16 protein-coding genes are annotated in these 19,696 nt (G+C 39.7%); 5 read left to right on the forward strand and 11 right to left on the reverse strand.

The features are described 5' to 3' along the window. Position 1 precedes the first annotated feature (1 nt). Positions 2-1,612 (reverse strand): NHLP bacteriocin system secretion protein, encoded by a 1,611-nt coding sequence (locus ACKTT2_RS43815; protein WP_407898471.1) that lies wholly within the window; start codon positions 1,610-1,612, stop codon positions 2-4. Positions 1,613-1,888: 276 nt separating this feature from the next. After that, positions 1,889-2,995, reverse strand: a complete 1,107-nt coding sequence (locus ACKTT2_RS43820) for a cyclic nucleotide-binding domain-containing protein (RefSeq protein WP_407898474.1) — start codon at positions 2,993-2,995, stop codon at positions 1,889-1,891. 340 nt (positions 2,996-3,335) lie between these two features. Here ACKTT2_RS43820 and ACKTT2_RS43825 point away from each other — a divergent pair, with 340 nt between their 5' ends. Continuing rightward, positions 3,336-4,670: an aromatic ring-hydroxylating dioxygenase subunit alpha gene (locus ACKTT2_RS43825; protein WP_407898476.1), complete on the forward strand. Its 1,335-nt coding sequence runs from the start codon at positions 3,336-3,338 to the stop codon at positions 4,668-4,670. Positions 4,671-5,170: 500 nt separating this feature from the next. Here ACKTT2_RS43825 and ACKTT2_RS43830 read toward each other — a convergent pair whose 3' ends face one another. Together ACKTT2_RS43830 and ACKTT2_RS43835 are read right to left on the reverse strand one after the other, a co-directional pair. Beyond that, positions 5,171-6,343: a DUF1822 family protein gene (locus ACKTT2_RS43830; RefSeq protein WP_407898478.1), complete on the reverse strand. Its 1,173-nt coding sequence runs from the start codon at positions 6,341-6,343 to the stop codon at positions 5,171-5,173. An 11-nt stretch (positions 6,344-6,354) separates the two neighbouring features. Beyond that, on the reverse strand, positions 6,355-7,560 hold the full coding sequence (locus tag ACKTT2_RS43835) for a sigma-70 family RNA polymerase sigma factor (RefSeq protein ID WP_407898480.1): 1,206 nt from the start codon (positions 7,558-7,560) through the stop codon (positions 6,355-6,357). 452 nt (positions 7,561-8,012) lie between these two features. Between ACKTT2_RS43835 and ACKTT2_RS43840 the strand changes: the two genes are divergently transcribed. Continuing rightward, positions 8,013-10,220, forward strand: coding sequence for a caspase family protein (locus tag ACKTT2_RS43840; RefSeq protein WP_407898482.1), 2,208 nt, complete (start codon positions 8,013-8,015; stop codon positions 10,218-10,220). Positions 10,221-10,692: 472 nt separating this feature from the next. On the opposite strand, the gene ACKTT2_RS43845 is transcribed toward ACKTT2_RS43840, so the two are convergent. Beyond that, on the reverse strand, positions 10,693-11,289 hold the full coding sequence (locus tag ACKTT2_RS43845) for a tyrosine-type recombinase/integrase (protein WP_407898484.1): 597 nt from the start codon (positions 11,287-11,289) through the stop codon (positions 10,693-10,695). 136 nt (positions 11,290-11,425) lie between these two features. Here ACKTT2_RS43845 and ACKTT2_RS43850 point away from each other — a divergent pair, with 136 nt between their 5' ends. Both ACKTT2_RS43850 and ACKTT2_RS43855 read left to right on the forward strand, forming a co-directional pair. Further along, complete coding sequence (locus ACKTT2_RS43850; RefSeq protein ID WP_407898486.1) at positions 11,426-11,698, forward strand: hypothetical protein; 273 nt, start codon at positions 11,426-11,428, stop codon at positions 11,696-11,698. Positions 11,699-11,754: 56 nt separating this feature from the next. After that, entirely contained in the window at positions 11,755-11,988 is a 234-nt protein-coding gene (locus ACKTT2_RS43855; RefSeq protein ID WP_407898488.1) for a hypothetical protein, read from the forward strand. A gap of 112 nt (positions 11,989-12,100) precedes the next feature. Here ACKTT2_RS43855 and ACKTT2_RS43860 read toward each other — a convergent pair whose 3' ends face one another. From ACKTT2_RS43860 to ACKTT2_RS43870, 3 genes are all read right to left on the reverse strand, one after another. Continuing rightward, positions 12,101-12,799, reverse strand: a complete 699-nt coding sequence (locus ACKTT2_RS43860) for a hypothetical protein (RefSeq protein WP_407898490.1) — start codon at positions 12,797-12,799, stop codon at positions 12,101-12,103. Between the two features lie 21 nt (positions 12,800-12,820). Further along, positions 12,821-14,248: a papain fold toxin domain-containing protein gene (locus ACKTT2_RS43865; protein ID WP_407898492.1), complete on the reverse strand. Its 1,428-nt coding sequence runs from the start codon at positions 14,246-14,248 to the stop codon at positions 12,821-12,823. Positions 14,249-15,435: 1,187 nt separating this feature from the next. After that, positions 15,436-16,326, reverse strand: coding sequence for a c-type heme family protein (locus ACKTT2_RS43870; RefSeq protein ID WP_407898494.1), 891 nt, complete (start codon positions 16,324-16,326; stop codon positions 15,436-15,438). Positions 16,327-16,415: 89 nt separating this feature from the next. Between ACKTT2_RS43870 and ACKTT2_RS43875 the strand changes: the two genes are divergently transcribed. Then, positions 16,416-17,270 (forward strand): phosphate/phosphite/phosphonate ABC transporter substrate-binding protein, encoded by an 855-nt coding sequence (locus ACKTT2_RS43875; protein WP_407898496.1) that lies wholly within the window; start codon positions 16,416-16,418, stop codon positions 17,268-17,270. On the opposite strand, the gene ACKTT2_RS43880 is transcribed toward ACKTT2_RS43875, so the two are convergent. The 3 genes from ACKTT2_RS43880 to ACKTT2_RS43890 all read right to left on the reverse strand — a co-directional run bounded on the left by ACKTT2_RS43880 (position 17,267) and on the right by ACKTT2_RS43890 (position 19,576). Further along, on the reverse strand, positions 17,267-18,034 hold the full coding sequence (locus tag ACKTT2_RS43880) for a MinD/ParA family ATP-binding protein (RefSeq protein WP_407898498.1): 768 nt from the start codon (positions 18,032-18,034) through the stop codon (positions 17,267-17,269). The genes ACKTT2_RS43875 and ACKTT2_RS43880 overlap by 4 nt on opposite strands. A gap of 98 nt (positions 18,035-18,132) precedes the next feature. Beyond that, positions 18,133-19,218 carry a c-type heme family protein gene (locus ACKTT2_RS43885; RefSeq protein ID WP_407898500.1) on the reverse strand — a complete coding sequence of 362 codons (1,086 nt, stop codon included), beginning with the start codon at positions 19,216-19,218 and terminating at the stop codon, positions 18,133-18,135. 178 nt (positions 19,219-19,396) lie between these two features. After that, positions 19,397-19,576: a hypothetical protein gene (locus tag ACKTT2_RS43890; protein WP_407898503.1), complete on the reverse strand. Its 180-nt coding sequence runs from the start codon at positions 19,574-19,576 to the stop codon at positions 19,397-19,399. Positions 19,577-19,696 lie beyond the last annotated feature (120 nt).

A 19,696-nucleotide genomic window follows, 5' to 3' on the forward strand; every position in this document is an offset into this window, starting at 1 on the left:
ATCAGTTCGCGCCACTCCAAGATTTGAGGATGGGAAAGACAAAGGTAATTGGAGCTCGTTCTTCAACGGTGACTCGTACAGAAGTTGTGGTTCCAGGTGAAATCTTCATTTGCGGACCTTTAGAAGAAGACCAACGATAGCCGCTAAAAGTTGAAGAATCTCTTTGCAGTTCGGCAAAAACTTGAATGTGAGGACCCTGTGCTATTAGACTTTGCACAATTTCGGCGTTACCCACTATGCTAGCGGCTCCTTCTTTTGCGATCGGAAAAGTTGAGACATGAGTGACTTTACCTAAAATACCACCAAAGCGTTCTCTTTGAACGGTTTGAGGTGTAATTTGCATTTTCATTCCCGATTGAATCTTTTTACCGTCTGCAACTGGAAAATAAGTTATGGCTACCATTTTACTAGAGTCCTTCGCCGCATCTATGCTTCCCAAGCGGGTTCCTGCATTGACAACCTGTCCTGGTTTGACAGCAATCTCTAAAATACGTCCCTCTTGCTGACTGGTAATTTGGCTATTATTACGGAGTTGCAGTTCCAGTTTAGCAATTTCGCTGCTAACTTCTTGAATCTCGTTTTTACGAATTGTTGCATCTTGTAAGTTTTGTTTAGCAAGATTAGCTTCTCGCGTATCTAATTCTCGTAATTCTGCTCTGAGTCTAGCAATTTCATTAATATTTATTAAATACGCTTGTTCGGCGTTTGTTTCTTCTACTTGCAGTTTTTGTAAACGAGAGCGTATACCTGAAATTTCATCATTACTGTTAATAAATTTTTCTTGTGTATCACCTTCTCTCACTTTCACTTCTCTAAGTTGAGTCTCCATTTGAGCAATTTCTTCGGCTCTTTTGAGATACTCTTCTTGAACTCTAAAATATTCAGCTTCTGAAACGACTTTTTGCTCGACTAAGCTTTTGAAATTACTGACTCTTTTTTTGAGGAAGGGCAATTGAGCTTTTGCTGCTTGAATTCTTTCTTGTAAGCTTTGGGTTTGCTGATTAAGAGATTCTCGATTTCTTTGTTTAATTGTAGGAGCTAATTCTTGCAGTTGTGTCAATCGTTGTTCGAGTTGCTGGCGTTCTTTTTTAATCGCTTCACGGTTTCTTGTTTTCAATGTGGGAGTCAAAACTTGTAATTCACCGATTCGTTGCTGAGCATTTTCCCGTTGTTGCTGAATAGCTCTTCTTTCCCGTTCAACTCCTTGTCCGGCTAGCGAACTGACAGATCGATCTTGTTCTTTAAGTTGCAACAGTTTAAGGTTTTGTTGCTGCAATTGTTTTTCCAGTTCGGATTGGCCAATTATTCCCAGAACTTGACCTTTTTTGACAACATCTCCTACTTGACTGTACCATTCTTTGATAACTCCAGAGTTAGATACTTGGATATCCGTAACTTGGTTGGGATAGATCGTTACCCCTTGACCTTCTACTGTAATTGGGATGCGACCTACGATACTCCATGCAAGCCCGGATACTACTAGACTGCCAAAAGCAGCGATCGGTAACCAATTTTTGGGGCTGACAACTTTCATGATTTGATCGAGTTGTTCTGGAGAAGACGAACGTTCTAAAGCTTGTTTGCGGAATAGCCCAGTATTTTGGTTAACCATTTGACCCCACCTCTTAATTTGAATTAATGCGATTTAAATTTGAGTTTGATATTTATGTAAAGCCCACCATTCAATTTTGGTTAGCACTCAATATTCAATTTTGGTGGGCAATGCCCACTCTACTGTACTTAAAAGGAGATTTAAAAGCTTTATTGCTTATTTCTTACTTCAATAAAATCTAATCAGATTTCGGAAAATCTTTAATCAAATGTGTTTTTGAAAATCTAGTAAAACAAATAACCAATGACCAATGACCAATGACCAATGACCAATGACTTAACTTCTTATAATTTTTTTCAACATCCAATCAAATCGATTTCCAGCTAGTGTCATTTGAGCTAAAAAATGAGAGCTAAGTTCATTTTCATATATACTGTTTTCATCTAAAGGTTGTTCTTTGCTATACCTAAGCCTTCCATAGCTAAATTGACTGATAATTTGTTGTTGTTTATCTGCTAATAAAATTGCTAACACTTTATAAAAACGCGCTGCAAAACCTATATCGTGCATGAGTTTTGCTGCTAGTCTCCACTGAGGAATGGACAAGACAACGGAATTTTCTACAGCACGGACAGTGACGAATGGTAGAGGAACTTCCACAAATGGGGTTTCTCCTACTATGTCACCTTTTAATACCCAGGCAAACTCCTGTTCTGAACTTTCACTTTCACTATCTTCTAATGATGAAAATGCACGGGCTAGGAAATCATTTTTATCTTCAGATATTGAAACCGTCATTTTTCCATCAAGTAAAATGTGTAGGGCGTCGATCGCTTTACCTGCATGAATCAGAACTGTTCCTGCACTGAGGTTTTGTGGAGTTCCAACGGAAACCATCCAATCAATATCGAGATCGCTTAATTCTCCAAAAACAAATAAGATTTCTCGTATTTGCGGTTCGCACAAAGCAATCGTGCTATTGTTTCCTAGTTGGCTAATTATCTTCTCTAGTCTGTTAGCTAACAAAATTGCGATCGCTCGATAAAGATGAGCCGCAAAACTCTCATCCTCCTGTAACTTTCCCAGTAATCGATGTTGCGGAATTGACAAGACCAGCGATTTGGTCACCGTTTTTATGGTGGTAGAAGATAGAGAAGTCTCCAGTAAAGGCATTTCTCCTATCATTTCTCCACTATCTAATCTGGCAATTTCACGCCCTGACATTTTGCCGCCTTCCAAAACAGCGAAAGCATGACCTAAGGGATTGTCACTAGGTTGGGACACGGTAACTGCTATCGAGCCATCCAAGAGGATGTACAATCCATGGAGCGGTTCGCCCTGACGGATAAGAACAGTGTTTGGAGGAATGTGTTTTCGAGTCCCTGCGGACACCATCCAGTCAATGTCACTACTACTCAAGGAATTGAGTAAAACTTTTGCCATATACGCTTATTCCTTAATTTTTCCTTGAGAATGCGAACGGGTAGTCGATCTGTCTTCCACCCGCTTATCTTATTCATAGAGTAAAGTTTTTTGTTTTATGCAAATCCTATCTATACAAAATTTAGGAAAAACGGAGGTATGAAGGACTACGGGCGTCCATTCGTATCGCTTGCATAAAAGAAAGCCTACAGCCGTATCGCCAGCTCAAAAACGTTAGCTGGCGTATTTCGCTACAATGCTGGTATTTCCCAGTCATTCCCTCTTACCGGTTACTATACTCTAGACAGGTAAATTACATGACAAAAAATTCTTAATACTACAAATAAGTTAGGAGTTATCAATGAATTTAGATATGAATACAACAGAATCAACGGCACAAACAGCAGAAAAATTTAATTGGAAGCAGTGCTGGTATCCTGTTTGCTTTCTACAAGATTTGCCGAAAAACCGCCCTTATAGCTTTTCTTTGTACGATGAACCTTTAGTATTATTCAAAGATAAAGAAGGAAATCTAGTATGTTTAACAGATCGTTGTCCTCATCGTGCAGCTAAACTTTCCGATGGTCAAATAATTGATGGCAAAATAGAGTGTTTGTATCACGGTTGGCAATTTGGTACTGATGGTCAATGTCTTCATATTCCTCAGTTACCAGTAGATGCCAAAATACCAGCTAATGCCTGCGTGAAATCATTTAAGGTCGTCAAACGCCAAGGTATAATTTGGATGTGGGCTGGGGAAGTTGAAAGTGCCTTGGAGCAGGACATTCCAATTATTCCCGAGTTAGATCTGCCGGAATTTACTTGTGTTAACTACATACGCGACCTTCCTTACGACCAAACATTATTTATCGAAAATGTCATCGATCCAGCCCATGTCCCTATCAGCCACGATGGTGTACTCAGCAAAAAAGAATATGCTCGACCTCTAGAAATTGAAGTAGAAGAAAATACTATTGCTGGTATTCTTTCTAGAGTTAAAGGTGCTGGAAAATCTGTTACAAGTCGGGGACGGGTGGATTTTATTGCTCCTAACTTAGTTCTTTACAAGTTTAGTTTTCAAATTAAAGATAAATCTTTAAATGCTGGAACGGCTTTATATTCAATTCCTTTAGGGAAGAATAAATGCCGGATTCTACATAGAAATTTTATCAATGGACTAACATGGTTCATTAACCTTAAACCCCGCTGGGTGCATCACTTTCAAACCAACAATCTATTAGAAGGTGATATGGCGCTCTTGGTTGGGCAAAATGTACAAATTCACCAGTTAGGAGAAAGCTTAAAACAAATTTATTTCCCGCTGAAAACCTCCGATACATTAGTCATTGCATACCGCAAGTGGCTGGATAAATTCGGTTCTTCGTTGCCCTATTATCAAGGCTATTCCACTTCTAAAAATATAGACAGTCATGAATTGAACAATAAGGTAACTTCTTTAGACAGATTATTGCAACACACACAATTATGTAGTTCGTGTAATCGAGCATATCAAGTAACTATTCGACTAAAACAAACCTTTATCGGGATCGCAATAGTTCTTGCAGGGGCTGCGATAGTTGCTGATGCTAACTGGCTTCAAATAGTAGCAGTTTTCGCCGCTTTTGTCATGATTGCTTTGGCAACTGGAGCAGGTAAATTACAAACAAAGTTCGAGCGTTCTTATACTCGCCACTAATTTTCTGCATAGCACCTGGTTTGAAATTAGTAAGATTAATACTATTTTCTGCTAAAAGCTGTCTCACTAATATCGAATTTATTTTCTCAATCTCAAAGCTCTATCTCAACTAAACCACGCTGTTAAAAGCAGCGCGGTTTTATACACGGTAGGGTAGCGATCGGGCTTTAAGAGTATTTTCCCCCCTTTTTAAGGGGAGCCAGCGCTCTGGTGGAGGGTCTCCCGAACTCACAGCGACTGGCGTGGGCTAGGGGGGGGATGAAAGGGGGGTGTACCTCATTCAGATGCAAAGCGCTGCTCTCCGTCCTCGCCCGTCTTATACTGGTGGCGGGCGAGACGCCCGCACCACAAGAACTGTATTGGGTTCAAGTGAAAAGCGCTAGATTTTTTTATTTGGAAGTCCCCAAGAGCGATTCAAAGCAAGAGAAAGATGGCGATCGCTCCCTAATATGTATCGAGCGCGACTTGAACATCTGTACGGGACAAACACTCCCTACCTCCTAAAAACGCAAGATCTCTCGTTGGTAGTTTTTTGGAAGTGGTTCTACCTCCCAAACTAATCCTTCTGCTGGTTCATTAAATGCAACCTCAATATACAGTAAATCTACTGGCGTTATAGCTCTATCTTCATTGTTCTCAAATGGTTGCAAATCTTCTGTTAAAAGTCTTAACTTAAATCCAGCAGGAATTTGCTTGCCCAAAGCAACATTTCTCAGTTCAAACCGCCATCTTTGTTCTTCCGGTTTGCCTTGAGGAAGTACTCGCAATTCATACTGTTGACCTGCAATATCTAATCGCTTTATCAACACGGGCTTTAATTGCTCTTGCACCCCCCGCCCTCCAGCAAGACTCGATTGTGGTTCCATTTGTACCCAGCCTGCTTGTTGTGCTAAGTCTGAAATACCATTGACTATCCAATTGAGAACAGACCACTGTTCTGGAAGACTCTGACGGCGTTCGTACAACCGTTGTCTCCATCCTCCATGTTCTAAAAGTGCTCCCCATATTGTAAAAGGAACGGCTAGCCGTGGTAAAATTACAGTAGTATTACCCAATCGCTGTATTAAATTATCTGCTTGAACTAGCGTTAAGGATTGAAGGGGCGTAACTACACTCCGAGTTGTTTCTGTAGGGCAAAGTTGGCGCGTGACCCAGAGGATGTTTAAGTCTGGAATTAGGTCTTCCTTGTCTAGGGAATAAGTGCGATCGCGTACATCATAGCTGCCTTTTGTCTTAAGTTTTTCATGAGTCGCGTACCCCGCAATTTTTATCCAACCTTCTTCTGGATTGACTTGTGTTGCCAAGTAGTAATCAGCCGCCCAAGTGGGAATATCTACCCATTCTTGTGGAACGCGCAATTCACTCAAATCTATCGCCTCAGTAGGAATTAACACCATTCGTGTTGTTCCGAAAACAATGGCTGTACCATTCACGACTTCCCAAATACTGGCAGAGGTTGCAGCATTTGACCAAGGAGTAGCCGAAGGAATATGTTCCTCCCGCAGCCAAGGAAGAAAAGTACTCAAGCAAATTTGATTGAGATAAGCATTCCAACGACGACTGAGTGTCGAAAAAGATTGGCTATGCTCGCAAGCTCGTACTTGGACTGTTTGTGGTATTTCCAAGTACAACTGAGTTATGTCGGCAAAAGCTTTGGTTGAGTTAAAAGTCATCACGGCTACTCCTATTGCGTTGGCGAATGGCTATAGTAGACTTTTAACCATTCCTCCATAATGGTGTTGATATATTTAAATACCTCTGAGTTTAGAGAAATATGCAGTACCTCTTGGCTCCAAACACCAAGTTCTTTCAGTAAAAGTTCTCTTGACCTGGTTAGCCGCCGAGAAACTGTATACTGTTTGACATTTAGCTGTTTTGCAATCTCCTGTTGAGTCAGGTCTTGTTTGTAGTAGAGTTGGAGAATTGTCCGGGCTTCTGGCTCTAGCTTGGCAACAGACGCTTGTAACACACCATTGATTTGGGTTTGTTGCGATCGCCTGTTTAATTCTTCTTCTCGTGCAATAATTTCCGTAAATAATGATTCTTGGGCAAATTGCGGTAAATTATCTAGTAATTCTCCTGATGCGTTCTCTCCTTTAGGAACATTAAGTGACGCAAAAGTTGGATACAAATAAGAGCGTGCTGCTTTCGCACAAACATTCATCCACTTTTCCAAAGTTTCTGGACTGCACTCTGCTCCTGGTTGATTTAATTGAGTGTGACGTTCGGAGTTATACAGTTGTGCAATTGCCTTCCATGTGCTTTCCTCTGGCTTATGAGAAAATTTGGGACCACAAGTCGCTGGTAGTTGTGGAACATACTCAACCTGGTAACATTTCCACGCTAACAAGTAACAAGCAACTGTATCCGAACTGAGTCCTGCATTGTTTAAAGATTCTATCAGTTGCTTTTGGCTGAGCTTGCGTAACAATTTCCAATTGGTGCAAATATCGACTTCGTGCTGCTGGCGCAAGATTTCTTTAAGTTCTCTGCTAAAAACTGCGCTGGCATAATGTTTCAGGTGAAATCCTAATTGAGGGTTGAATCCTTTTAATACTTTACCGATTCGTGCGATCGCTATTTGAAAGCAGTCAGATGGCGTGTACTGTATTGCCGAAAAGCTAGAAATTGTTTTTTGCACTGCCCAATAGCAAACCTCTTGCAAGTAAGCTGATAAATGTGCCTCACCTAATTTCGTACTTTCTTTATGCCATAATTTATACCAGTAAATAGCCCAAAAATTTTCAGAAGTTTCTGGTTTTGGCAGGCTAGATTGGCAAGCGAGCATACTACGACGCAGCTTGGGGTCAGTCGCCCAACCACTTGCTTTGTCTCCATCAAATTGTAGGAAAGTCGAAAAGACCTCAACAATGCTTTGGCGGGGACGCATGAATCAAAAGTGTAAAGATTTCTAAAGAGAAAGGGTTTGTTCGTATTTTCTCTAGTTTATTACAAAGAGCTTGGTTCAATAAAATTTTGCAGCTTTTGCGTAATTCTTACAACAGAATCTGATTTTTAATACTATAAAGGCACAAACTCTATTTGATAGAATGTTAACTATAGATTACAGATTCCCAAATTCTTTCAGGATATAACAGGTAAATTGGAGATAATACCCCTCATTCGGTACTCTCTCGTTTCGGTACTCTCTCGTTCCTAGCCAGAGGCTAGGAATGCATACCGCGAGGCTCCGCCTCGCAAGAGACGGGAGGCGGAGCCTCCGCTCAAAGGCATTCCCAGGCGGAACCTGGGAACGAGGTGAGGGAGCTAAGTACTCATCAAAATCGATGTATTAATAGTACTATGTAAGGTGTCCAAGCTGGTTGCAAAAAGGTAAACAAAATGTCTCCTCTCGGTGTTGGTACTAGTTGCTCTGCTCATACTCTGACAACAGGGGAAGCCAAGCTTTGGGTTTTTTTAGTCGGGGTGAATCACTACGAAGATGAAAACTTGCCCTCTTTACGCTATCCTGCAATTGATTGTCAGGGATTAGCCGAAGCATTGGCAAAAGCAACACAAGGATTTCCAAAAAAGGAAGTCATCATTCATCATGATTTTGGCAAATATTCTCCTACCCTACAGACAGTTCGTAGGAGCTTGCAACAACTCGTCGCCCAAACTCGTTATCAAGACACAGTGTTGTTGTATTTTTCCGCACACGGGATGTTAGATCCGAGTACTCAACAAGCGGTGTTGTGTTTGTCAGATACGAAGAAAGACCATCTCTTAACTTCAGGGTTGAGTTTGCAGGAACTCTTGCAAATTTTAAGTGCTAGTTCTGCCCGCCAACAGTTACTCTGTTTGGATACGTGCCATAGTGGTGACATGGTGCTTGTAGGGTCGGGAGCAAAGGGAGCAACGGCTATAGATGAAAATAGTATGGTTAATGCTCAGGAGATTACACATCAACTACAGGAAGTATTACGAAAACGAGCTTCTCAAAGTAAAGGATTTTGTGCGTTATTGTCTTGCGACCAAGGGCAGCAGTCCTGGGAATTTCCCGAGCTAGGGCATGGGCTGTTCACTTATTATCTCATGAAAGGACTCTTAGGTGAAGCTGCAGACTCCCAAGGTGTAATAGACGCTGATGGGCTTTACAAATATGTTTATTCTCAAACTCTCAGATATATTGATAAAAAAAACCAACAACTGCGTTTGATCAATCAGCAAAAGCTAAGCCGAGGCGAAACGTATCTTCATCCAGAATACCCGTTGCAAACTCCCAAAAGAATTGTAGAAGGAGTGGGAGAGTTAATTGTTGGATTAAAACATAGAGCAAGCGCTGAAGTTGGTTCTGTACGACGAGCTTTAATTGTTGATGCGTTCAATAGCAAAACTTCTCGCGCCCTCAGTCAAGTTCTAAGAGGGGCTGGTGGTTTTGAACTGGAGTATTTGCCTAAAAAAGGAACGGTATGGACAGAAATTAACGAAGCAATCCGATCTTGTTTGTATTGTCAGAGTACAAAATCCTCAAATACGCTCGGAGGCTTTCCTACAATCAAACAAACAACAACAGCGTTGCTATATTTACGGGGTCAAATTGAGGAGAGCCAAGATGGGGAAGCTTGGTTAGTATTAGGAGATGGTGTGCGGATTAGCCGTTCTTGGTTAAAACAGGAATTGTGCCGTTGTGCAAACACTCAGCAAATTGTTGTGCTAGATTGTCCTGGGGCAACTTCCCTGGCAAAATGGGTGGAAGAGTTACAACTGGGTTCCGAACAAGGACAATGCGCGATCGCAGTTGCTACGCCTCCACAACAACCAGAACTATTTTCCCAGATGGTACTAGAAACTCTAACAGCTGCAGATACACAAGTCGGGTTACCAGTTGCTGGGTGGATTGCTCAATTGCAAACACTTCTAGAACTCAGAGGAATCCCGCTTCATCTTTGGCTGTCATCAGCACCTGGTGTCCTTGATATATTACCCGGTAATCTAGCCCGTATTCCCAATCTAAAAGTAGAAATAGGAGAAGATAGGGAAAACCAAAGTTTTAATATTACCCCTACGCAGCAGTTTCAAGAAACTTCAAAAATTGCTATTGTTCAACCTTCAAATAATTTTAATGTATTAGAAAAGAACAAAGCTTCTTCCTATTTATATCTTAACTCCGAACAGCAAGGACAACTAGAACATCTGCTAGTAGAATCTCTCGGACCAATTGCTCGTACCTTATTAAAAAAAGTTTTGGGAAAAGTAAATACTTCTGAAGAATTGATCGAGAAATTGGCACGACACATATTACCTCAGCAACGGACTAAATTCGAGCAACAAGCAAAGTTGATTTTACAAGCAGCCTCTGCTCAACCTCAACCAAAGTCAATTTGTTCTCACAGTCAAGAAAATCAAGTTCTTGATGAAAAGTTTCTTCGTCAATGCGAGCAACACTTAGCTAAGTTAGTTGGTCCGATTGCTCCTTTTCTAATTAAAAAGGCTATAAAGGCTCAACCATCCATTTCGCAAATAGAATTAATCAATAGATTAATGGTATATATTCCCAATTCTCAACAGGCTAAAGAGTTTCAACAGCAGTTAGGAGAATATTTATAAAGCCTTGGCGAATAGAATTCGCAGCTATACAAGCGAAACCCACCTACGTGGGTTTTCTTAGTCCGCGTAGGCGGACTTGAGGTTGAGCCGAGATACGTGTAAAAACCTGCAAGATGGTCTGAAAAGCCTTGTTGTATAAAAGCTTGAGCGTTTTTGACACGAGACAAAAGATTTGTGCATAAATGTACTGGCACTTTCTGTGTAATAATTGCTTTTTTGTAGCAAACAGAATTTAATATACTGTTTGCTTGGATGCTCATCCTTGAGTCTGTAATCCTCTAGTTATAAGAGTTTCGCACAATCCTCTGTGACCAAGGATATGGCGAGCGCGTAGGAAAAATCGTTAATAAAGTTAATAAACACTTCTGTTTTTGTAGCGATACATACACCAAAATTTCACTCTCCTGTCAATTTACTTAAAAATCGCTACAAGCTATAAATAGCAGGTGTTTCTAGATCATCTTGCAGGTTTTTACACGTATCTCGGCTCAACCTCTGATCGGGATTTACCGCCCTTGCCCCCAACAACTTCAAGTTGTCCAGAGTCCCCTCGCGGTGTTAAATCTTCCCATTTTAAACGCGACAATTCACTTACACGAATTCCAATAGCATAAAATAAGCGTAAAATCAATCTGTTTCTAAGATTTTTTTCGGCATGAGTTAACAAAATTATTTCAGTTTCGCTGAGTATGCGCTTGCTGAGAGAGTCAGGAGGGGATTTTAGAGTTAATGCTGCTCCAGCGTTCACTTGGGTCATGCCAATTTTGGTGGCAAAACTCAATAACGATTTAACGATAGAGAGATAGGTTTTCTGACTGCTGGGTGATAATTTCAACTCTTCCAGATGCCCCGCATACTGATATAGATCCTCAAGACTAATTTCGGGTATTGGCTTTGCTACAAAAGCCAAAAAATTGGTAACGATGCGACGATACGCTTCTTCACTGTTTTCAGATTTTGCATACAACCACATTTCAACCAATCTTGCTTGGGCATCGAGTGGGGCAAGGTGGTTTAGTTGATGGCGTTCTTCTAGATTATGGACAAGGGCGATCGGCATTTTTAGCATGATGAAAGACGTATAAGAGTAATTATGTCACTTTCAAAACAACGTGTACACGGGCGTCTACACCTTGTATGCATTTTTAGCTGTTGACGAATTCCGCTACAATGTTGTATACAAACTGTTTACAAAAGTCTACGCTATGAAAAATAGCCAAGTCATTTCGTACCGGATAGGTGATGTTGAATTACAAGTTTTAAGACAACACCAACACCCAGGGGAAAGCTTGAATCAAACTGCACAACGCCTACTCCGGGAAGCTTTAGGTTTGTCCACAACGTCAAAAGAATTATCTACAACTCCATTGTATACTTTGTCTACAAATGATGTAGACAATCGCATTGCCTCTCAACTTGCACCTCTCCAAGAAAAGCTAAACCAACTGGAAACAGCTTTGGGGGAGTTCATCGCCTGAGTGTAAACAATTCTGTTAACAATGTAGACACGCTCAGGCAACCAGATTATCAGGCAGTGCGCGATAAGCAAAGCTTGCTCGCTGTGCGAGATCGCATTTTGAAGAATTGGAGAGTTGCTCGTGGTCCCGAAAAGAAAGAACGAATTGCGATCGCGATCGACCTTTTTATTGACGAGTTGCTTGCCAGCACCGACTCTCCACATCCTAGTTCTAGTTTAGAAAATCCCAATTTGGAGCTAGAACCAAAGGGAGAAAAGCAATCGCCCAAAACCAAATCTAGACAAGTTTAATCTGAGTAAAATCTGATTAACTGTAAAAAAAGGTGGGTATTCCCCACCAGAAAAATTAGCATATTATTGCTGATTCTTTTATTTGGTATAAGCTCCCTTTTGATGCTCACACTCAAATCTCTGAAAGTTGGTTTGAACTCTTGTTGCAATTTAAGTATTCCTCGAACAGTTCAAAAAATCTTTCTAAAGCTTCATGCTCATCCATAGAATAAAAGAGAATTATTTTAGCCCATGATTGGTTTGATTTAATTCCATATCTTTCTCGTATCCAAGATTGAAACCCTTCAAACTCTCTTTCCTGTTCGGTGGGAGCTAAACCAACTTCTCTTCGAGCCAGAATGTATCCTCTTAAATACATATCAGCTCGGGTGATTGAGGCTGTACCTAAGAACATACCTGGTCTCTTTTTAATTCGTCCCAAAAGTTCATAGAAATCATAATTTATTCTGGTTTTCAAATTATATTCATTAAATTCAAAAACTTTTCCTACTTCAGTTTTTTCACTTTCTACTCTCTCTTGCTCACTCAAAAACATTTCAAAGTCTTTGAAAAAAGAATTAAAAGCACGTCTCTCACTTCCACTTTCAAAGAGAATTATCCCTGACCATGATTGAGTTACTGTAGTTTTTGCTCTTTCTTGTATCCACTGTTGAAATCCATTAAGTGCGGAGGCTTCTTGAACAAATTTCAAATCACTTAGAGTACCGAGATACCCAACTAGGAAGGCATAAAGACAAGTAATGGATGGCTGTCCTAAGTAGAGAACTGGGTTATCTTTAATATCTTGGAGAAGTTTAGAGAAAGTCTTCATATTGATTCTCTACAATAGAATTTAAAATCTATATCTTTTTTCTTCAAAATCTTCATTGAGGAATTCCTTACCAAAAAAGGTGAGATTACTCTTCCACTGTTCTGTTGGAACACCACCAGGATGGTGGTTATCAAACACCATTTTTTCTTCATTTATTTTAATCTCAATTCCTTCATGATGTCCATTATCTGCAATAGCCTCATTTGCCGAGACACTATCATCTATTATCAAGTCATTCCGGTCTGTTGTCTTGGGAGTATCAAGTTTTATCCGCTCTCCACGAATGTTTCGCCCCTTCAAGTAATCCTCAATTTTTTGGGCACATTCAACACATTTCAAATTCTGCTCCGGTTTGAAACTATTTACAATATCACTAATGTCTTGAAGGACTTGAGGAGTAACTTCTGCTCCAGAACCCCCTGGATCTCCAGAACCTCCTGTATCCCCAGACCCAGATGAACCACCACTTGCAGAAGTTGGTGGTGATGGAACATTAGAATTGTGTGGATCTAAATCACTAGCATCAGGTACTCCATCATTATCATCATCTGGATCGGTTGTGTCTGGAAGACCATCATCATCAAAATCAGGATTCCCAGGCATAGTATAAATTCCTGGCAATATCCTTAAAGGTCGATCATCTTCTGGAGTATTGGGGTCGTCTGTCTCAAGCCCCGGAATTACAATTTTGTTCGCATCAAGCGTATCTCCAGGTTCTAATAAACCTCCTTGTGGCATTGATTTAATAAAATTTCCCCAGTCAGAAGGTTCGAGTAAGCCAACTGCTGCATCACGCTTTTCTTGTGGCCAATCTTTCCAAGGTGTCTGTTGCAACTCTTGAACAATCCAAGTACCTGGTTTAAAGGCAGTGAAGAACTGACCATCAATGTAAATTACATCCCAATAGCAATTTGCTCCATGTGGAGGATTGCCATTAAAAATAGTTTGATAAGAATACGAACCACCGTAAGCTGTAAATTCCCAGTGTAAACCGTCTGGATAACAGTCCTGATATTGACCCTGACCCGCAAGAGAAAAACCGTGACAGACAGAATCTGTAGGATTGGCTTGACAATACCTTTCCTTAGCCTTATTCTGAGCTTGCTCATTGTTACCTTGGTTCCAATAATGCCAAACTGCGTATCCACCACCGACTGCACCCACAACAACAGCAACTTTACCAACAGCTTGTACAGACGCAGCAGTAGTTCCAATAGCTGTTGTGGTACTAAGTGTTGAAGCCCCGAAACCAGTACCAGTAGGAGCAGCAACAACTGGAGCTAATTCAGAGGCGATCGCTGCTGCACATGCAGGTTGAGCAGCACAAGCATCTCTGGAATTTATAATAAATGCATAAGCAGTATTAGGAAATGCTTTAAGCAAGAAAATCCAAACAAAAAGCCAAATTTTCAAAAATTCAGCTAAACTTTTTCTGATTTGGGGACGCACAATTTGGCTCCTGACAACACGGTTATTACAACGATTCTTTTTTTAATTGTCAGAAGAATCCCAAAAAAATGGAATTAGTGAGGGTACTTGACTTTTTGTTAAGCTCTAAAAAAATTATTTGGAGTAAAGTTAAACTAGCCGTAAAGTCATATCAAACTACTTCCAAAGTTTATACAAATTTATCGCTTCTTTATAAAGTCAGTTTAAAAAACTGAGAAAAATGTGAAGTTTTCAAGATGACATAATGGTAAAGATAGTCTGGCTTCATGTTTTTTTATACGTATACGTTAAATTTAGCTGCTCGATTTTGTTCTCAATCCACGCAATTAAGCTTTAATTCTAGCTCCACTGCATAGGGGGGATATTCCGACTTACAACCTCGTATCCTGGTTCTAGCTCAGTAGTTTTGTATATTGAACTAGAACTAGGATATTTTGCAATAAATCAATCAGAGGTTGAGCCGAGATACGTGTAAAAACCTGCAAGATGATCTAGAAACACCTGCTATTTATAGCTTGTAGCGATTTTTAAGTAAATTGACAGGAGAGTGAAATTTTGGTGTATGTATCGCTACAAAAACAGAAGTGTTTATTAACTTTATTAACGATTTTTCCTGCGCGCTCGCCATATCCTTGGTCACAGAGGATTGTGCGAAACTCTTATAACTAGAGGATTACAGACTCAAGGATGAGCATCCAAGCAAACAGTATATTAAATTCTGTTTGCTACAAAAAAGCAATTATTACACAGAAAGTGCCAGTACATTTATGCACAAATCTTTTGTCTCGTGTCAAAAACGCTCAAGCTTTTATACAACAAGGCTTTTCAGACCATCTTGCAGGTTTTTACACGTATCTCGGCTCAACCTCGACTTCGTTTATCTAGTAGCGAATTCTATTCGCCCATAACTATACAAGCGAAACCCATATACGTGGGTTTATGTTTATAAAGCCTTGGCGAATAGAATTCGCAGCTATACAAGCGAAACCCACCTACGTGGGTTTCCTTAGTCCGCGTAGGCGGACTTCGTTTATCTAGTAGCGAATTCTATTCGCCCATAACTATACAAGCGAAACCCACCTACGTGGGTTTTCTTAGTTCGCGTAGGCGGACTTTGTTTATATAGTAGCGAATTCTATTCGCCCATATCTTTTAAAACATTATTACAAACATGGTTACCAAAATTTTTAATAAGTTTGCTGTTCGAGTATTTTGAGAGCAATTTCAAGGCTTTTCTTCATTCGGTTAAAAGCTGCTGCCAAAGCACCGATTTCATCATTTGATTGTTTTTCAAAATCAGAATTTATCTCACCAGTACTAACTTTTTCAGCTACCTTAGCCATCTTTTTAATTCGTTGAATAATTGTTCGTCTTAATAAAAGATTTATCAAAAAAAGGATAATAGCAAAAATAATAATCAAAGCACCTATTAATACATAAGCAGATCGTTGAGCGCTGCTCAGTATTTGACTAGCAGGAATATAAATAACTTGTGCAGCGATGATTTCATTGAGCTTCCAACTAAAACCATTAAATGAACCATAGCTTGCTATTTGACTTTTAGGAGCAGCTTCTGGTGTTGAATGACATTGCAAGCAACTTTGTTGAGTGACAGCAAGGGGATAAGCAATGAAGAAGTTTTCTCCTTCTGGAAATTGTCGATACCCAGAAATTTCTTTAGTATTTTTATTCTTGCGAAATTTGTTGACAAGCTCAGCTTCAAAGCTATCAGCTTTATCGCGTAAATTTGTAGGATTAAGAGTTGCTTCTTTATAAAAGAAATCTTTATAAGTAGGATTATTACGCAGATCTTCAAAAACTTGAATTGCAGAGAAAGCAGGAACGGTTTCTGCAATAAACGCTGGCTCAATTTGTAACCTAGATTCTAATAAAGGGTTAATGCGCTTATTTGTGTAGTTTCTCACTGAGTTCATGACTTGTATCAGGATTTGTGCTTTAGCTGTTACCTGTTGTTGTGCATTTTCCTGAAGTAGTTTTGATGACACAATACCGCTAACAATAATGCCAATAGTAAAGACTATTGCAAACAGTATATTAATCTTTGTTTCTATTTTCATAAAGATATTAAATTTAATTAATATGAGAAATGATAATTTTTACTCATTTAGTAAGATAATTTTCTTTGTTTATAATATCACAATTATTAATGTCTTTCTCATTTTCTCGTCGTTACCTTTTTTTTCAGTTGTTACTCCTGACTGCTTGTGCAGTAAAATCAACACACAATCAAGGAGATAGGTTAATCATTGGCATTATTAGCTACGAACAAGGAGAGAAAACACGAGAGCGGTTGACTCGCTTTAGTGGCTATTTAGCTGAAAAAACAGGGGCGCGTGTAGAGATAGAACCTGCATTTAATGAAAATTTAGCTATCAGGCGTATTCAGGATGGCGCTTGGTCACTTGTCTTTGCTCCTCCTGGTTTAGCAGCAATAGCTATGGCAAAACATCAATACGTTGCTCTTTTTCCTCTTTTAGGTAACAGTAATTTACAATCTCTGTTTGTCGTTCGTCAAGATAGCCCCATTCAGGAATTGAAAGGTTTGCAGCAGAAAACAGTTGCTTTGGGTTATCTGGGTTCAGCAACTGGATATTATCTACCCCTTTACAATCTTTATGGTTTGACTTTGGCTGAAATCCAATTTGCTCCAACACCGAAAACGGTACTGGAATGGATAGCACAAGAAAAAGTGACTGCTGGTGCTCTTTCTAACGAGGAATTTAATCTCTACAGTCCAGACTTCAGTACTACACCGTTTCGTATATTATTTACTGATACTCACAAAGTTCCACCTGGTGTGGTTTTGATTTCACCTTCTATAGAGCATAACAGACAAGATGTTATTCGCAAAATTATGAATGCGGCGGTTCCAGTTTTGACTCAAGAGTTAGGATATGTACCCAATGGGAAGTTACCAGATTACCAATATATGATTTCTGTCGTGGAACGGGTTACCTCAATTGCAAATGAGGTTCATAACAAACCGGCTCGCTTATTCTAAATGATTTGTTTGGCGATCGCATTCACTTCTTGAGTCCAAGGATGAAAAGGGTAGCGCAGGCAAAAGATATCGCTACTAGCTATTTGAAACATTTCTTGGCAAACAGGTAAGATACCCGCTACTTTGGTATTATAAGCATTCTGCACTTGCTGTCGTAAAGTTTGAAAATTATAAGTTGGCAGTGCCTTATTAACCACTAGCAACATTTTACGCACTTCCAGTTTACGAGCCACATCGACAGCAACTGCAGTACCGTGATAATCTTGTTGGTCTGGACGCAGGATAACGAGCAGGACATTGGAAACAATCATGGACAGCAAAGTCTCCTCGTTAATTCCAGGATGAGTGTCAATTAATAGATAATCTAGTTTCAAACTGCGAGTCAAAGTTTGCAAGCCATCGTTTAGCCGCCGTGCATCGTATCCCTCACGTACAACTCGCGAGATTTCGCTAGTTTTGATGCTTGAAGGAACCAAGTAAATACTACCCGAAATTGCATTATTTCCTTGTTTTGCCTTGAGAACTGGAGTGACGTCATAAGCTGTTTGTTCGATCGCACATCGACCCCAAAGATAATCATTCAGAGTGTAACCAATTGTTTCTTCCTTGAGACCGAAAAGCACGTGAATTCCTGGCGATTGGATATCAGTATCAACAATACCAACTCTTTTTCCAGAAAGAACCAAGATAGTAGCTAAATTTCCAGTAACATTTGACTTACCAGTTCCACCTCGGAATGAATGTATTGATACAACTTTACACATAATAATTACACCTTTTCTATAAAACAATTCGTTTTGACATGGGGAAAAGGGCATGGGTAAGAAGTTACCAATGCCCCATCCCCAATGCCCGTATCGCCTCATTCATCAGAAGAATTTTGCCATTTATTCTGAATTTCCTTTGCCTGTTTTTGCAAATTTTTAAAGTAGTCCATCTCCTCAATTTCAGCCACTTGGTTTGATTTTTTAGCTTGGTCAATTTCAATGGTAAGTTCCTGTACCTGTTGTTTTAGATGTTGCTCGCGAGCATAGATTTCGCGCACCATTCTTTGGAAGACACGCCCCAGATGTCCTAGCTCATCAGTACGCTTTGCGATCGCCCCCAAGCTTTTGAGTTCAAACTCTTTTGCCTCATCACCTCCAATAGTATCGTCAATGATTTTTTTGGCTAACAGAGCCAATGGCTTAAGAGGTAAGATAACATTCCATCTTAGTAAGAAATTGATCGATAAAATTATTACAACAAATGTACTTATAAAAATTCCAAGAATTAAATAAAAATTATTGAAAGTTAATTTTTCAAATTGACTTTTAGGTATATAAACAATCTGAGTAGCAATAATCTCGTTGAGATTCCAACCAAAACCATTATTTGTACCGTAAGTTGCCAATAGGCTTTGAGGAGCTTTTTCTGGAGTGCTATGACAGCGAAGACATTTTTGGTCTGTAATAGCAAAAGGTCGGGCAGTATAAAAAAGTTCCTCTCCCAACACGCTCCGAAAGCCAGATAAAATTTTCAGTCCGGGTTCATTGCGAAAATGCTCTACAATTTTCGTTTCAAATTCATCAGCTTTATCTCGTATATTTGTTGGATTAATCGTAGCATCTTTGTAAAGGTAGTTTGTAAATTTTTCATTCTTTCTAAAATTTTCTAAAAAAGCTCTTGTCGAATAGCTTGGTAGAGATTCTGGAGTAAAGTTTTCTTGAGTTTCTACAAGGGAATTTAACAAGGGGTGGACGCAGAGATTTGCATACCCTCTCAAGGAGTTCATCATTTGTATGAGAATCTCTGCTCGATAATTTAATTCTGCTTCGGCTCTGTATTCCAGACCCTTAGACAAGGCAAACCCACTTGTTAAAATCCCAACTAAGAAAACAAGTGATAGAAGCAAGGTAAATTTGGTTGCTAGTTTGAGTTTGCCTAACATGGCTTTTAAAATTTTCACTTTTATGAGAATATGTTAGACTCAAACTAGTGGGAGCATACACTTTTTTCACAAGTGTTTAACCAAACACGATATTACACGTATAATATCATTATCATTAAGATCAACTCCGCCACTCATACAGGACGGGCGGGGACGCCCGTCCCACAACATGGGATAATTTATCTCATGGAAATCCTTAAGGCCAATGCTTCTTGGGTTTTGGATAGTGGTCATGACACTTAGGCTTGGGGTAACAATGGTCTTTCTTTGGATAGTGATGACACTTATCGTCACCGTGACCGCCCGCAATGGTTTCTAATTCAGAATCGGTGAGTTCAATATTGTCTTGGATGGTGAATTGAGTTTGTTCAAACATGATGCTATCTCCTAATTTGTTAATCGTTTGAGTTTATGATTTAGTAGCGGTTTCAACCGCTTCATTTATTTCATAAGGTAGACTTTTTGGTTTTATGCACTCTAGTTGGTCAACAAGTTG

Origin of the sequence: Scytonema hankhaensis NUACC26, from assembly GCF_045865695.1 — a bacterium.
In the GTDB taxonomy this organism is placed as follows: domain Bacteria; phylum Cyanobacteriota; class Cyanobacteriia; order Cyanobacteriales; family Nostocaceae; genus Scytonema.